The 14,375-nt window shown below is 44.8% G+C and carries 17 protein-coding genes; 1 reads left to right on the top strand and 16 read right to left on the bottom strand.

What is annotated here, in order from left to right:
- Position 1: 1 nt before the first annotated feature.
- The 9 genes from ispE to metG form a co-directional block, all read right to left on the bottom strand.
- Positions 2-901, bottom strand: a complete 900-nt coding sequence (ispE, locus tag QNH15_RS00255; RefSeq protein WP_283891795.1) for a 4-(cytidine 5'-diphospho)-2-C-methyl-D-erythritol kinase — start codon at positions 899-901, stop codon at positions 2-4.
- Between the two features lie 128 nt (positions 902-1,029).
- Positions 1,030-1,206 carry a small, acid-soluble spore protein, alpha/beta type gene (locus QNH15_RS00250; protein ID WP_283891793.1) on the bottom strand — a complete coding sequence of 59 codons (177 nt, stop codon included), beginning with the start codon at positions 1,204-1,206 and terminating at the stop codon, positions 1,030-1,032.
- A 119-nt stretch (positions 1,207-1,325) separates the two neighbouring features.
- Positions 1,326-1,586 carry a biofilm formation stimulator Veg gene (veg, locus tag QNH15_RS00245; protein ID WP_061975971.1) on the bottom strand — a complete coding sequence of 87 codons (261 nt, stop codon included), beginning with the start codon at positions 1,584-1,586 and terminating at the stop codon, positions 1,326-1,328.
- A gap of 241 nt (positions 1,587-1,827) precedes the next feature.
- Positions 1,828-2,703, bottom strand: coding sequence for a sporulation peptidase YabG (yabG, locus tag QNH15_RS00240; protein ID WP_061975973.1), 876 nt, complete (start codon positions 2,701-2,703; stop codon positions 1,828-1,830).
- 86 nt (positions 2,704-2,789) lie between these two features.
- Positions 2,790-3,665, bottom strand: a complete 876-nt coding sequence (gene rsmA / locus QNH15_RS00235; RefSeq protein WP_283895376.1) for a 16S rRNA (adenine(1518)-N(6)/adenine(1519)-N(6))-dimethyltransferase RsmA — start codon at positions 3,663-3,665, stop codon at positions 2,790-2,792.
- Positions 3,662-4,219: a ribonuclease M5 gene (rnmV, locus tag QNH15_RS00230; protein ID WP_061975977.1), complete on the bottom strand. Its 558-nt coding sequence runs from the start codon at positions 4,217-4,219 to the stop codon at positions 3,662-3,664. The genes rsmA and rnmV overlap by 4 nt, the downstream gene beginning before the upstream one ends.
- A gap of 140 nt (positions 4,220-4,359) precedes the next feature.
- Complete coding sequence (locus tag QNH15_RS00225; protein WP_129478588.1) at positions 4,360-5,592, bottom strand: G5 and 3D domain-containing protein; 1,233 nt, start codon at positions 5,590-5,592, stop codon at positions 4,360-4,362.
- A 198-nt stretch (positions 5,593-5,790) separates the two neighbouring features.
- Positions 5,791-6,558: a TatD family hydrolase gene (locus tag QNH15_RS00220; protein WP_283891787.1), complete on the bottom strand. Its 768-nt coding sequence runs from the start codon at positions 6,556-6,558 to the stop codon at positions 5,791-5,793.
- 205 nt (positions 6,559-6,763) lie between these two features.
- A complete protein-coding gene (gene metG / locus QNH15_RS00215; protein WP_283891786.1) occupies positions 6,764-8,725 on the bottom strand; it encodes a methionine--tRNA ligase in 1,962 nt (653 codons plus the stop codon).
- 592 nt (positions 8,726-9,317) lie between these two features.
- Between metG and abrB the strand changes: the two genes are divergently transcribed.
- Positions 9,318-9,602, top strand: coding sequence for a transition state genes transcriptional regulator AbrB (gene abrB / locus QNH15_RS00210; RefSeq protein ID WP_061975985.1), 285 nt, complete (start codon positions 9,318-9,320; stop codon positions 9,600-9,602).
- Between the two features lie 35 nt (positions 9,603-9,637).
- Here the strand turns inward: abrB and rsmI are convergent, their stop codons facing one another.
- The 7 genes from rsmI to QNH15_RS00175 form a co-directional block, all read right to left on the bottom strand.
- Positions 9,638-10,540 carry a 16S rRNA (cytidine(1402)-2'-O)-methyltransferase gene (gene rsmI / locus QNH15_RS00205; protein WP_283891784.1) on the bottom strand — a complete coding sequence of 301 codons (903 nt, stop codon included), beginning with the start codon at positions 10,538-10,540 and terminating at the stop codon, positions 9,638-9,640.
- 20 nt (positions 10,541-10,560) lie between these two features.
- Positions 10,561-11,304: a tRNA1(Val) (adenine(37)-N6)-methyltransferase gene (locus QNH15_RS00200; protein ID WP_283891782.1), complete on the bottom strand. Its 744-nt coding sequence runs from the start codon at positions 11,302-11,304 to the stop codon at positions 10,561-10,563.
- 64 nt (positions 11,305-11,368) lie between these two features.
- A complete protein-coding gene (yabA, locus tag QNH15_RS00195) occupies positions 11,369-11,722 on the bottom strand; it encodes a DNA replication initiation control protein YabA (protein WP_061975991.1) in 354 nt (117 codons plus the stop codon).
- A 15-nt stretch (positions 11,723-11,737) separates the two neighbouring features.
- On the bottom strand, positions 11,738-12,565 hold the full coding sequence (locus QNH15_RS00190; RefSeq protein ID WP_061975993.1) for a PSP1 domain-containing protein: 828 nt from the start codon (positions 12,563-12,565) through the stop codon (positions 11,738-11,740).
- Positions 12,566-12,571: 6 nt separating this feature from the next.
- The gene (gene holB, locus QNH15_RS00185) at positions 12,572-13,558 is read right to left on the bottom strand and encodes a DNA polymerase III subunit delta' (RefSeq protein ID WP_283891779.1); all 987 of its coding nucleotides are present in this window, start codon (positions 13,556-13,558) and stop codon (positions 12,572-12,574) included.
- A 9-nt stretch (positions 13,559-13,567) separates the two neighbouring features.
- Positions 13,568-14,008, bottom strand: coding sequence for a YaaR family protein (locus QNH15_RS00180; protein ID WP_283891777.1), 441 nt, complete (start codon positions 14,006-14,008; stop codon positions 13,568-13,570).
- Between the two features lie 17 nt (positions 14,009-14,025).
- Positions 14,026-14,355: a cyclic-di-AMP receptor gene (locus QNH15_RS00175; protein WP_061975998.1), complete on the bottom strand. Its 330-nt coding sequence runs from the start codon at positions 14,353-14,355 to the stop codon at positions 14,026-14,028.
- Between the last annotated feature and the right edge of the window lie 20 nt (positions 14,356-14,375).

The following is a 14,375-nucleotide window of genomic DNA, read 5'->3' as shown; positions in this document are numbered from 1 at the left end:
ACTATTTTTCCCGAATGGAGTCCTTAAAGTCTTCCTGTCCTTCACCCAATAGACGTACAGCATATACTTCCGTACAAAATCCTCTCAGTCCGTTATAGACACGGTTCACACGGGATTCATGCTGAAACAGCCCAAATACGGTAGGGCCGCTGCCGCTCATCAGCACTCCGTCTGCGCCGAGCCGGTGCATCTGATCCTTAATTTGCTTTACTTCCGGATACAGTGGAAGAGTGACCGTTTCAAGAACATTCCCGAGCTCCTTGCAGATGGCCTCGTAATCATAGCCTTCGATCGCCTGAACCATTGCATCAATGTCGGGATGCTCGATATTTTGAACATTGAGCTTGCGGTAGACCTCAGCTGTGGAAACCCCGATTGGGGGCTTGGCGAGGAGCACCCAGCAAGGCGGCGGCGGTTTAATATGCTGAATATGCTCTCCTCTTCCGGTTGCAATGGCTGTGCCTCCATACACGCAAAAAGAAACATCAGAACCGATTTTCGCGCCGAGAACAGCCACTTCGTCAATCGTCAGTCCCAGATCCCAGAGTTCATTCAGGCCCTTCAGTGTTGCGGCGGCATCACTGCTTCCCCCTGCCAGTCCTGCGGCCACCGGAATATTTTTGGAAATATGTATTCCGACACCTTTCTTTACCCCAAACGTCTCTTTCAGCAGCATTGCCGCCTGATATGCTAAATTCCGCTGGTCAAGAGGCACAAATCCGCCTGTGGATTCGATCGTAATTTTATTTTCCTCAAGGAGGGTCAGTTCCACACGGTCCGCCAGATCCACTGTAGTCATAATCATCTTAACTTCATGGTACCCATCTTCCCGCTTACCGAGAACATCAAGAGACAAATTGATTTTTGCCGGAGCTTTGATGGATATCTTTTTATCATTCATAAAGATTCCCCTATATTATTAATATATAATTTGATACTATCACAAATCCGGAGCAGCCTCTATATGGAAAAGAGACTGCGGCAAAGGGTCTACAAAAAAACCGGAGCATGGCTCCGGCACTCGCGTATTTATTGCTGTCGGGACAGGTTCTGCTGTGCGATCTCAATTGCACGCTTCACCATATTGCCTGCATCCTTGGCCTTGATGCCGCCCCAGCCTTCCTGCTGGACCGTATCATAAAACCCAAGGTCTTTGGCAAGCTCCATCTTGAATTGCTCAGACATCATTCCACGTCTTCTGCTCATGATGCAAACCCCTCTCATATAAAAAATAAGCGATATGGATTAGTATTTTACGATTGGGGTATGGTTATGTATGAATAGGTGGCTGGAAAAAAAGCATAAAAAAAAAGCAGTAAGAATTCTTACTGCCCGCTAACCACCTGGGATTCTTCTAAGAAAGTAAGTTCAACGGTTTCCGTTAATACGTCAGCGTAGCTGTAAGAAACACGTTCAAAAGCGTTGGTGTCCTGATCCAGTTTAATAATAAATACGGCAGGGTATGTTTCTTCCAAGGTACCAAGTCGTTCAATCGTTTTGCGACGACCTCCGTTAGCTCTCAGAGAAAGTCTTTTACCCACGTTAGACTCCAAAATTCGTCTAATGTCCACTATTGTTTTACCCATATCGGCTCCACCTCACTTAGACAAATTGTAACATAAATCGCTACTTTTTGTCAAATTAAAACTAAAATTATAGCAATTTTGAAGTTCGGATGTCAATGAAAAATTATCCTTTTTTTCACTTTTATTATGTGGCCAAATGTAAAAATTATGTATGAGCACCAAAAAACTTTTAAAAAACACAAAAAAGCCTCCAGCGAGGAGCAGCATAAGTCAGGCCGCTCTTTGCAGGCTGGAAGCCTTTTTATTGCATATAGGTCTGTGATTTGATCGGCATGCCAGTCCGCAAGAAGCCTTTCGTTTCGACCCCGCCCAGACCTTCCCTTCCCGTAAGGGTGTTTCTCAGGACGTCCATCACATTCACATGATCCATAAATGACGTAAGACTGATCTTTGAAACAATATAGACCGGGTCCAGAGCATGAATATTAATTCGTGCGGGTGAACTTGCAAAATTGCTGCCGGCTTTGATCAACGATTCAAAATGGGACTGACAGGCACCGGCAAATATCATGAGATGGTCGAGTTGCGGGTATTTCCGGCGGATTTCCCTAACCGTCCGAACAAAGAACTTAGTATGGCGGTAGGCCTGCATATCCTCAATGGAGCCTTTGCTTTTCATATACGCATCATGTCCGGTAATGACAAGAATATCAGGACGGACCTCATCCACAAGGGCCGGAACTTTCTCCGGCATCTCCGTCTCTTTGATATGAATTCCGTACACCGGCACACCCAGCCGTTTATATAATTCCAGGCATTTGCTGAGGTAAAGAGGATCACCATCCACATGCAGCACTCGTCCGGGCAGTTCAAAATAAGATTGATCATATTCGTAACCGTTCGTCGAGAGATACTCCCTTTTTTGCCGGAGCAGATAATAATCCTGCCGGAACAGCTTGTAAGAAGACTCTTCCTTTGCCTGGCCCTCCTGACGCCTCTCATGCTGCTGCTGCTGCGACATGGTCACGAGATCAGCGACAGGAGCATCGGCCAAGAGACGCATTTCCTCTCCTGCCAGGTCAGCTACTGTTTTATCTTCATTAAAACCTACGATGCGGAACAACAAATCACAATTATAAGATGTTCTGCCAACCACTGCACCAATCTCAAGTTTCATCAAACTCCCCCTGTTTGGGAAAAAGTACAAATCCCAGTTACCATATTCTTATTAAAGATATGTAACCGGGATTCGAAACATGAGTCTCATTTTAAAAGAGGAGCCAACGCATCTGCGAGCTTGGCAAACTCCTGAATGGTCAGGGTCTCGCCCCTTCGTTTAGGGTCAATCTCAATGTGTCCGAACACCTTTTCGAGCTCTTCACGCTTCTCTTTTAGTGGAAGGTTATTGAGCAGATTGTTCCAAAGAGTTTTTCGTCGCTGTGCAAAGGAAGAACGAATGACTTCAAAGAGGAAATCTTCATCCTGCACCTGAACCGGAGGCTCCTTACGCAGCGTCAGACGGATCACAGCCGAGTCCACATTCGGTGCAGGCACAAAAACCGTTTTCGGCACCTTCAGGACGGTCTCAGCTTCCGCATAATACTGGACGGCGATGGACAGGGAGTTGTACTCTTTTGTCCCCGGTTTCGCCGCAAGCCTGTCCGCCACCTCCTTTTGAATCATGCAGACAATACCCCTGATGGGCAGCTTTTCGGTAAGCAATTTCATGATGATGGGCGTAGTCACATAATAAGGAAGGTTCGCCACCACCATAATATCCTCAATGCCGGAAAACTCTTCCTGAATCACTTTATTCACGTCAGCTTCCAGAATATCCGAATGAATGACTTTAACGTGAGGATAAGGTGCGAGTGTTTCTCTTAAAATAGGCAACAGCCGCTGGTCAATTTCAAACGCTACGACCTTTTGTGATTGACGGGCAATATGCTCGGTGAGCGAACCAATTCCAGGTCCGATTTCAATCGCTCCGGAATGTTCCGTCAGGTTTGCCTGAGCAACGATGTTATTCAATATATTGCGATCGATCAAGAAATTTTGACCGAGACTTTTTTTAAATGTAAAGCCATGCTTCTTCAAAATGGCTTTCATGCTTTGCGGATTCGAGATATCCTTCATTATTCCCGCTCCTCCTGTTGTATTTCAAGTATGGCATCAGCAAACTGCTCTTCCGTGATCTGAAACATCATCAATCGCTTGTGAAGCTGCTTGCCATTCATATAGCCAATCCTTAATCGCCTTCCCAGTTTTTCTCTTCTGGCCTTTGCCTTTGGTCCGCCGATCAGGCCGGCCGAAACAAGATCATTCCAGGTGATCCGTTCCACTTCTTCAATATATTCTTCCTTTACATTATCGAGCGCTTCCCTGATGGATTCCTTGGATGCATGCTCCACACCGAGCCCTCTTTTATTCTTTGCGATGGCCTCTTGTTTCGGAAGAAAGGCATGCTTGCAACCTGGTACGTTGTTTGAGATGATTTTTCGAATGCGTTCACCGGGGTAATCGGGATCGGTAAAAATGATCACTCCCCGCTTTTCCTGGGCAAGCCGGATTTGCTCAATCGTCTCCTCGCTGATTTCAGAGCCATTTGTTTCAAGGGTATCCGCATTGACTGCATTCTGTATCACAGTGGTATCACTTTTTCCTTCTACCACGATTACTTCTTTAATTTTCATAATTTCCTCCCAGATGATGCAAAAAACTACTTTCTAGTATACCCTTACTTTCCTTTTAGGAAAATAAAAAGCAGAGGATTGCCGCCCGTGCCCGCCGATCCGGGTTGGACGCCTCTCCCCTGCTTCCTTTTGTTTATTATCTATTTAATAACTTTTACTTTTACTGATTTTCTTCCCCATTGTTCGGCTTGAGACTGAGAGGAGAAGAATACATCGATTCGGTTTCCGTTGATTGCTCCGCCTGTATCAGCGGCAACCGCGTAACCGTAGCCTTCTACATATACTTTACTGCCAAGCGGAATCACGCTCGGGTCGACCGCAATTACTTTCGCATTCGGGTTCGCATGCAGGTTCACGCCTGTTGCGGTCTTACCGGTGCACCCTGCACAGTTTGCCGTATATGCTGTGCTTGTTACATACAGCTCCTTATCTCCAGAGGAAGACGGGCTGCTCTTTCCGCGGGATACGACAACCGGTTTTGCTTTCGGCTTCGGTTGTGGTTTTGGTGCGATCTTTGTTCCCACAGCGATCACTTTGTCTTTACTATCTTTCAGGGTTTTTTTGCTTTTTAGTTTGCGGGATACTTCCTTCCCGTTTTCAAGTACGACCTCATACTTTTTGGAAAGCCGGCCCTTTGAGCCCTCTTTCACTACTTTTTCCTTGCCCTTTGCCAACTTTCCGTCTTGGTGTTTAACTGTGGCAAACGGTGTATCTTCCTCCACTACATCGGTGACCTTTTTCACCCGGGTTACGTTAATCTTCAATCCGTCTTTAAGTTCGGTCTTTTTCGCAGGTTTCACGCGATCAAGATCTCCCAATTTTACTTTATCTTGCTTTAAAAGGTCAGCGACCGTAGTCGAGGTGGTCCAAACTTGCTTTTTCTTGCCTCCCACAACAAGGTCCACAGAGACAGCTTGCTGCAGGTTGATTTCCTGCTTGTCTTCAATTGGTGTATTTAATGCAGGTTGTAATTTATCGTGCTGGTTTACGCTGATTTCTCGTTCACCAAAAAATTCTTTTACTGTATCGGCTGTTGACCACACGGACTGCTTTTCCCCGTCAACTGTAAAGTTCACCCGGTGTGCAGGCGTGTATTCAATCTGCATGCCGTCTTTGAGCGGCTCATTTAATCCTGGCGTGACCGCATCATGGCGGTTTAGTTTAATTCCATAATCAGAAAGTGCATCCCTAACATTTTCAGCGTGCGAACTAAACGATTTCTTCTTTCCGTCAACCATGATGGAAACATCTGTTTTCGAAGTTTCATAGCTTACGAAACCTGTTGTCACAGCCAGAACGATGATAGCGGCAGCAGCCAATACGAGCTTTTTCGTCAAAAATTCATAAAAAAGCTTTCCTTTGCTCCTGTTCATGTCACCTATTCCCCCTTCACAAAGATTGAAGTATAATCGCAGATTTTTCCGTTGTCAAATCCCTCCTCATATTCAATTGATTGGCAAACATCCACTAATCGATTGAATCAGGGCGGGAAGAGCGGGGAAACCTCCCTATCGTTTCCTTCACTCATCCCTTGCTATTGCTGGATTTTCAACGTTGATGTGACCGAGCACTCAGTCGCTGATCTGATACAGGCGCTTCGCATTTTCGGTCGTTTTTTTAACTAAATCTTCCAAAGGTATTTCTCTTAATTCTGCTATGGCCTCCGCCACATACTTTACATAGGATGGTTCGTTTCGTTTTCCCCTGAGCGGGTGAGGACTTAAGTAAGGGCAATCCGTTTCAATCAAAAGCCTGTCAATCGGAATCTCCTTGGCTACTTCCTTTGGCTTCTTCGCGTTTTTAAAGGTCACGGGACCGCCAAACGAAATATAAAAGTTCATCTCCATGCATTCCTTTGCCACTTCAAGACTGCCGCTGTAGCAATGCATGATTCCGCCGACTTCTTCGGCTCCTTCTTCTCTCAGAATATCAACCACGTCCTGTGTCGCCTCGCGGTTATGAATGATAATCGGTAGCTTCACTTTTTTCGCCAGTTGAATCTGCTGCCGGAACACGCGCTTCTGCACGTCCTTCGGCGATTTGTCCCAATGATAGTCCAGCCCCATTTCGCCAATGGCTACGACCTTCGGATGGTCCGCAAGCTCTTCGATCCATTGCAGATCCTCCGGTGTCATATCCACCGCATCAACAGGGTGCCATCCTACAGCTGCATAGATAAAATCATATGTATCAGCCAATTTTAGAGCGCCTTTGATTGTCGGCTGATCGAACCCGACAACCACGATATGTGAAATTCCTTCATCCAAAGCTCTTTGAATCACGTCTTCAAGATCTTCTTCAAACTGAATTGCATTTAAATGTGCGTGTGTATCAAACATGAAGATAACCCTCCCATAACACTTTCACAGTTTATCATACCTTTGTCCTATAACACCAAGTCGTACGTATAACAATTGCATTACAGAATGATTACATACTGGAAATTCAGCGGTAAATATAGGGATTAATCTGCCCTATCCCTTCTTTTTCTTCGTTTTTATACAAAAAAAGGAAGCCCTTTTAGGCTTCCCATTCGACGCTGTTCTATTTTACTTTTGCACCGTTCGGCAAGTTTTGATCAACGGTTGCCAATGTAAGCTGGTCACCGGCCGAACCGGCAAGAATCATGCCCTCTGACAATTCCCCGCGCAATTTAACCGGTTTAAGATTTGTCACACAGATGACTTTTTGTCCAACAAGGTCTTCGGGACGGTAGAATTTTGCGATTCCTGATACAACCTGTCTTTTTTCATAGCCCAAGTCAAGCTGAAGCTTTAAAAGCTTGTCCGCCTTCTTTACCGGTTCTGCTTCAATGACCTGTGCCACCCGAAGATCGACTTTCATGAAATCATCAATCGAAATCTCAGCGGATTCTTCTTTTTCAACTACAGGAACCTCTGCTTTTTCTTCCTCTTTCGCTGCAGGAGCACCACCCATTGATTGTTTAATATAACTGACCTCTTCTTCTGTTTCCAGCCGAGGGAAGATCGGGTTTCCTTTTTGGACAGTTGTTCCTCCAGGAAGCTTACCAAACTCAAACACTGTATTCCATTCTGTCAGCTCTCCTTCCTGGATGCCAAGCTGGTTCCAGATCTTTGCAGGCGCATTCGTCAGGAATGGCTGAATAAGGATGGAGACGATACGGATGGATTCCGCCAGGTGGTACATTACTGAACCCAAGGCTTGCCTGTTTTCTTCGTTCTTGGCCAAAATCCAAGGCTGTGTTTCATCAATATATTTATTCGTACGGCTGACTAGCTGCCAAATACTGCTTAACGCTACTGAGAATTCCATGTTTTCAAGAGATTCTTCCGTTTTCCTGACGGCTTCCTCAGCAAAATCAACAAGGCTCTGATCAAAATCCGTTACATTGCCCTGATAGGCAGGAAGTGCTCCGTCAAAATACTTATTGATCATGGCAACCGTTCGATTGAGAAGGTTACCAAGGTCATTGGCAAGGTCGTGGTTGACTCGGTCTACGAAGCTTTCCGGTGTGAATACCCCATCGGAACCAAACGGAACTTCGCGAAGCAGATAGTAGCGGAGCGCATCCAAGCCATAGCGGTTGATCAGCGTAACCGGATCCACCACGTTCCCTTTGGACTTGGACATTTTTCCGTCCTTCATTAATAGCCATCCGTGCGCAAACACTTTTTTCGGAAGCGGCAGATCGAGTGCCATCAGCATGATCGGCCAGTAGATGGTATGGAAACGCACAATCTCTTTACCCACCAGATGGACATTCGCCGGCCAGAATTTCTTATACTTCTCGTCATTTTCAGAGCCGTACCCAAGAGCTGTAATATAGTTGGACAATGCATCAATCCACACATAGATCACATGCTTCGGATTGCCCGGAACCTTCACGCCCCAATCAAATGACGTACGGGAAACCGCCAAATCCTCCAGACCCGGCTTGATAAAGTTATTAATCATTTCATTTTTTCGGGATTCCGGCTGGATAAATTCAGGGTTCTCTTCATAAAACTGAAGGAGCCGGTCGGCATATTTGCTCATTTTAAAGAAATAGCTTTCTTCTTTTACACGTTTAACTTCTCGCCCGCAATCCGGGCATTTTCCGTCAACAAGCTGAGTCTCCGTAAAAAAGGACTCACACGGCGTACAGTACCAGCCTTCATACTCGCCAAGGTAAATATCTCCCTGATCAAGCAGCTGTTTGAAGATTTTTTCGACACTTTCCTTATGTCGGACTTCCGTGGTGCGAATGAAATCATCGTAGGAAATATCAAGCTTTTCCCACAGCTCCTTGATTCCTGTAACAATCTCATCCACATACTGCTGCGGACTTACATTGTTTTCTTCTGCCTTTTGCTGAATCTTCTGGCCGTGTTCATCGGTTCCTGTCAAATACATGACATCGTAGCCTTTTAAGCGCTTGTACCGCGCAAGAGCATCACCCGCAACGGTTGTATATGCATGCCCGATATGGAGTTTTCCGCTAGGGTAATATATAGGCGTTGTAATATAAAATGTTTTTTCTCCCATAATAAATTCCTCCGGTATAAAAATTTAATAAACTATGAAAAAAGCCCCTGCATAAGGAGGGACATGTTATTTACAGGAAAAGTGAGGATAAAGCGCACCTATTCGATTGGGTAAATAAGAAAAAGTGTAAAAAAATGTTTCTTCTGGGACATAAAATACAAAGCCGGTGCGAAATCACTTTATGTAAATACTTTCATTATGCTCTTTTCTTCACTCAAAATATACCTAATACCACAAAGTGATGTCAAGGTAAACAGGATGAGCAGGGAAGAACAGGCTAAGAGGGTATTTTTTAAAAGTCAGTTTTGTCGAAAATTGACGAATTTATCAAGCGTAATTTCCAGTAAGAATTTTGAAAATAAAACATAAAATTCTAAGCCTTTTTTTACCTTTTTTCTTCAACATTCTGATATGATTGAATCTATGGAAAACAAGGTAAATAGATAGAGAAATTTTTATTTGCAAAATAGTTGACCTAATCTGGAAATATTGTTATGATGAATCCGTAAGATTTTGTCGAATTCTGACGATTATATAAATATAGATAAAAATTAGGTTTAGATATTCTACTATTCGGGAGGAGATTACTAAAATGAAATCTACAGGTATTGTTCGTAAAGTTGATGAGCTAGGACGTGTGGTAATTCCAATCGAATTACGCCGTACTCTTGGAATTGCTGAAAAAGACGCATTGGAAATTTATGTTGATGATGACCGCATCATCCTCAAAAAATACAAGCCTAACATGACATGTGCTGTTACAGGTGAAGTTTCTGATGATAACTACTCACTAGCTGGCGGGAAAATCATTCTTAGCCCAGAAGGTGCAAAAGAAATCATGAACGAACTTCAAAAACAACTTCAAACTTCAAAATAATAAACAATGGCCTCCTGTCGATCAGGAGGCTTTTTTTATATCCCGTTATTTTGTTCTTGTTCGACGTGATAAGCCTGATAGACTTCTCTCTTGGATACGTTCCTGTCTGCTGCGGCCCGTTTGATCGCATCTTTGTTTTTTAGCTGTTCCTGTTCGATGTAATGCTCGACATGCTCAACCATAGTGAGCGGTTCCCACCATTCGGTCTCCCCATTCTCTTCACCCGGTCCATTTTCCGAGCCTTCTACAATGAGGCAAAATTCCCCTCGGATCTCTGTGTTTTTCGCCCATTCCAGAACTTCCGTCAAAGTACCTCTGATAAACTCTTCATATTTCTTCGTTAATTCTCTGGCCATCGAAAGCTGGCGATCTCCGAGCACTTCATGCAAAACTGAGAGCGTTTCTTTTAATCGATGAGGAGATTCATAAAAGATTATGGTAAACGGGTAGAACTTCAACCGCTCCAGTTGTTCCCGTTTCTCTTTTTTTCCGCGTGGAAGAAATCCATAGAAGTAAAAGTCCTTTGTATCCAGCCCCGACGCAATCAAAGAGGACAGAGCCGCATTGGCTCCAGGCAAAGGAATCACAGGAATGTTCTCCTTTAAGGCGCTGACCACCAGCTCATAGCCTGGATCCGAAATGGCGGGCGTTCCCGCATCGGATACGATCGCGATGGTCTTCCCTTCCTTTAACCGGTCGATCATCTTCACGCCGCTTGCTTCTTTATTATGCTCATGATAGCTGAGAAGCGGTGTCTGTATCTCGAAATAATTGCAAAGCTTTTTGGTCTGCCGTGTGTCTTCCGCCCCTATGTAATCGGCTTCCTTCAAGATCCGAATGGCACGGCATGTTATATCCTCCAGATTGCCGATCGGTGTAGGAACCAGGTAGAGTACGCCTGTTTCATGTTGTTCCTGATAGCTCTTTTGCTGCCACATGACTCATTCCTCCTTCCTTCTTATTTTCCGTAAAAGACAGTTTTCAATTCTTCTGTGTACTGGCCGTCTTCTCCATAAACAGTAAGCGGCGAATGAATGTGAAGATCCGGTCTGCCATCCTTCATGCCTTCAATCAGCAGCATATTGGCTTCACTGCCTTTTTTCGGATGGATAAATTGCAGTCTCTTTGGCTCCAGCCGGTACGCCCTCATGGTGCTTAAAATATCCATTAAACGCTGCGGCCGGTGTACAAAGGTGACCTTCCCGCCCTGTTTCACGAGTTTACTGCTGACCGAAACGACATCTTCCAGCGTACAGTAAATTTCATGCCTGGCAACAGCTAGGTGTTCATTTTCATTATGGTCTTTTCGATTAGCTGATGGAAAATAGGGAGGATTGCATACGACAGCATCAAACCGGCCGTGGCCCAATTTTTCCGGGAGATTGACAATGTTGTCCGTCACCATGCTGACCTGATCCTCAAGGCCGTTCAGCACAATACTCCTTTTTGCCATATCGCTCAGCCGCTCCTGGATTTCCACGCCTGTAATTTGGGCTTTGGAACGCTGGGTTAAAAGCAGTGCCACGGCTCCATTCCCGCTGCAAAGGTCAATAATTCTTCCTTTTTGGATGGGAATATAGGCAAACCTGCTCAGCAATACAGCATCCAGGGAAAAAGAAAAAACGCTGGGGCTTTGAATAATTTTAAGGGACTCATCCACCAGATAATCCAGACGTTCGTCTCCTTGTAACCGGCTCTCCATTTCATCACTCTTTTCGTAGTTTTACCCTTATAACAGAAAAGAGTCTTCCCCATTGGAAAGACTCTTATTTTTTATTAAGGAAGGAAAGACAGAAAAGGCAGTCGCCCTCTGTTCGTACACTTCCGTAATGCAGATTGCAAATATGAAATCCTTCTTGATACAGCCTGGCCAAGTTGTCATAGCCTTCCCCGATATCTGCCGATTCTTGTGACAGTGACCGCTTTTTAACAGAGGATTTGGATCCCTTTTTTTCCTGTGGTTTCAGAGCACTTCGCAAATTGTAATTTTCCATTTGCAGGTTGTGATTCTGTTCCAATAAGGCGACAAGGTCTGCTTTTAAGTCTCCAATTTGCTCCGTTAAAGCTGCCAATTGCTGCTCCATATGGGTCACCCGGGAAAAAATTTGATCTTTCTCCACGTGCTTTCCACCTCATTATTCTGTAGCTTGCGTAAATAATTCCTTTTCTTTCATGAGCTCATCAATTGTGTATTCTGTTACTTTTTCAAGTTCAGGCAGATCGACCTGCACAAGTTTCTCGAGCATATTCAATCCTACCACTCGACCTCTTCCATCAGGAGTAGCAATGTACTCGCCAACATCCGGAAGTTCTTTTTTGACTTCTTCATAATAGTCGTTTTCATACTTCAAACAGCACATTAAACGGCCGCAAAGCCCAGAAATTTTCGCGGGATTCAGCGAGAGATTCTGATCTTTGGCCATCTTGATTGAGACGGGTTCAAAGTCACCAAGAAAAGTTGAACAGCAGAGCATTCTTCCGCATGGACCGATTCCGCCAAGCATTTTTGCTTCATCGCGAACACCGATTTGACGAAGTTCAATCCGTGTTCTGAAAATGGAAGCAAGATCCTTAACCAGTTCACGGAAATCGATGCGTCCATCCGCTGTGAAATAAAAAATAACCTTATTTCGGTCAAACGTATACTCAACATCCACCAATTTCATATCCAGCTTATGCTCGGTGATTTTCTCAGTGCAAAGATGAAAGGCTTGTTGGGCAGCTTTTTTGTTTTCTTCCACCGCAAGAGTATCTTTTTCGTTTGCATTTCTTACGACTCTTTTCAAAGGAAGTACAACATCATTCTCCCCAACTTGCTTCTTGTCTATAACGACTTTCCCGTACTCAATACCGCGTGCTGTTTCGACAATTACGAATGAATCCTTTAAGATTTCAAGGTCGCCAGGATCGAAATAGTATATTTTTCCCGCTTTTTTAAAACGGACACCAACTACTTCATACACAGGCTTTTATCCCTCCCGTAATCGTAAAACCAGCTGCTCCATGAGGAGCTGTGGGTTTACGTTTGCACCTAGACGTTGCTTGGCTGTTAATACCGCCAGCATGTTCTCACTGATTCGTTTCTGTGAGGTATGTAGAGCTTGTTGCTCCAACGCCTGCCGCTGATCGACAAATACCAGGTGCTCCGGCTCCGAAAGCTGTATAAATAAAAGATCTTTGTACCAGATCAATAAAAGGCTTAATGCGTTGTCGAGTTGATCTTTTTCCTTAAAAAACGACAACCAGTTTTCCTGTAATGAAACAAGAGCCTGGTTGGGACGACTCCTCAACTCTTCAGTTAATTGTATCACTTTGTCTCGTGCTTGTGCAAACCACTCTTCCCTACAAATTTCGAGCGCTTCTGACGTATCATTCGTCAGAGCCGCTGCCATGGATGCCATCGGCAGGGAAATTCCCTCGTTCTGAAGAACCGCGATCAGCTGATCGGAGGGAAGCGGTGAAAAAGAAAGCACCTGTGAGCGTGACATAATCGTTTCAAGCAACCGGTGCACCTGTTCAGTCAGCAAAATGGCGATAGTGGAAGACGTAGGCTCTTCCAGAAATTTCAGCAGACTGTTGGCTGCCTGAACCGTCATTCGGTCGGCATGCTCGACAATATAAACCTTCTTTTCCGATTCCATGCCATGATAGGCAAATTCCTTTTGCAGACCGCGTATTTGATCGATCTTAATGGATTGCCCGTCCGGCTGAACCACATGAACGTCGGGATGATTGCCTGATTCGATCCGTCTGCAATCCCTGCATTCTCCGCAAGGTTCAACATCTGTTTTCTCCCTGCATAAAAATGTCTTTGCAAGCTGCAGGGCCACGTCCATCTTGCCGGTGCCATGGCCCCCCTCAAACACATAAGCATGAGCAAGACGGTCTTTCCTGACAGTGTTTGTTAACGTTTTAACAACCCTTGGCTGACGCTTACTTAATTGTTCCCAGCTCATTTTTTCCACCTACATATATAAATTAATCAATAGCCCTTTCATTTCGCCAACCTGATCAAGGAGGCTGATTGATTTTTCTTCTTTCTTTATCATCGTATCGGTCATTTCGAGCAGTTTCGTGTCAATCTCCTGAACCAGCCGTGATGTCTGCAATCTTCCCTGGCTGTTCCACCCTTTGTGTTGTTTAAGATTCATGCCAATACTTACGGCTTCTTTGACAAATCGCAGAACAAGCTGCTTGTATTGCGTGAAATCTTTCAATGTCTGGCTCCGAATGAGCCGCTCACCCTGTTTTTCCACATCTTTAAAAAGCGTTCCCAATTGCTCGCTTTGAAGCTTTTTCTGTTGAGTCGCTACGGCTTCCCCAAACGAAAGACCGTTTTTCCCGTTTCCTCTGGTTTCTGCAATCCTGGTCTCAACCACCGTACGGGAATCCTGGCCGATTTTCATTTCCATTCCTCCATTGTTTAAAACTGCTGAAAACTTTCGATCGGAAGAACAAACACCGTTGCGCCTCCAACTTCAACTTCAACAGGATAAGGGACATACGCATCAGCATTGCCGCCCATAGGAGATACAGGGGCAACCAGCTGATTGCGGCTCTTGCAGTTTTCTTTGATAATTTCCATGACGCGATCTACCTGCTGATCTTCCACACCAATCATAAACGTCGTGTTGCCTGCTTTCAGGAACCCTCCTGTGGTCGCAAGCTTGGTCGCACGAAATTCATGTTTGACAAGGGCATCTGCCAACCGGTTGCTGTCTTTGTCCTGTACAACTGCAATGATCATCTTCATCCTTTGTATCCCTCCTGCTT

Source organism: Fictibacillus enclensis, from assembly GCF_030123385.1.
Lineage (GTDB): Bacteria > Bacillota > Bacilli > Bacillales > Fictibacillaceae > Fictibacillus_C > Fictibacillus_C enclensis.
This window is presented reverse-complemented; position numbering and strand designations above follow the sequence as displayed.

Excerpts from the sequence above, each read along its gene's own strand:
- ispE (WP_283891795.1), bottom strand. The coding sequence starts at position 901 with ATGAATGATAAAAAGATATCCATCAAAGCTCCGGCAAAAATCAATTTG.
- QNH15_RS00250 (WP_283891793.1), bottom strand. The coding sequence starts at position 1,206 with ATGAGCAGAAGACGTGGAATGATGTCTGAGCAATTCAAGATGGAGCTT.
- veg (WP_061975971.1), bottom strand. The coding sequence starts at position 1,586 with ATGGGTAAAACAATAGTGGACATTAGACGAATTTTGGAGTCTAACGTG.
- yabG (WP_061975973.1), bottom strand. The coding sequence starts at position 2,703 with ATGAAACTTGAGATTGGTGCAGTGGTTGGCAGAACATCTTATAATTGT.
- rnmV (WP_061975977.1), bottom strand. The coding sequence starts at position 4,219 with ATGAAAATTAAAGAAGTAATCGTGGTAGAAGGAAAAAGTGATACCACT.
- QNH15_RS00225 (WP_129478588.1), bottom strand. The coding sequence starts at position 5,592 with ATGAACAGGAGCAAAGGAAAGCTTTTTTATGAATTTTTGACGAAAAAG.
- QNH15_RS00220 (WP_283891787.1), bottom strand. The coding sequence starts at position 6,558 with ATGTTTGATACACACGCACATTTAAATGCAATTCAGTTTGAAGAAGAT.
- metG (WP_283891786.1), bottom strand. The coding sequence starts at position 8,725 with ATGGGAGAAAAAACATTTTATATTACAACGCCTATATATTACCCTAGC.
- abrB (WP_061975985.1), top strand. The coding sequence starts at position 9,318 with ATGAAATCTACAGGTATTGTTCGTAAAGTTGATGAGCTAGGACGTGTG.
- rsmI (WP_283891784.1), bottom strand. The coding sequence starts at position 10,540 with ATGTGGCAGCAAAAGAGCTATCAGGAACAACATGAAACAGGCGTACTC.
- QNH15_RS00200 (WP_283891782.1), bottom strand. The coding sequence starts at position 11,304 with ATGGAGAGCCGGTTACAAGGAGACGAACGTCTGGATTATCTGGTGGAT.
- holB (WP_283891779.1), bottom strand. The coding sequence starts at position 13,558 with ATGAGCTGGGAACAATTAAGTAAGCGTCAGCCAAGGGTTGTTAAAACG.
- QNH15_RS00180 (WP_283891777.1), bottom strand. The coding sequence starts at position 14,008 with ATGAAAATCGGCCAGGATTCCCGTACGGTGGTTGAGACCAGGATTGCA.
- QNH15_RS00175 (WP_061975998.1), bottom strand. The coding sequence starts at position 14,355 with ATGAAGATGATCATTGCAGTTGTACAGGACAAAGACAGCAACCGGTTG.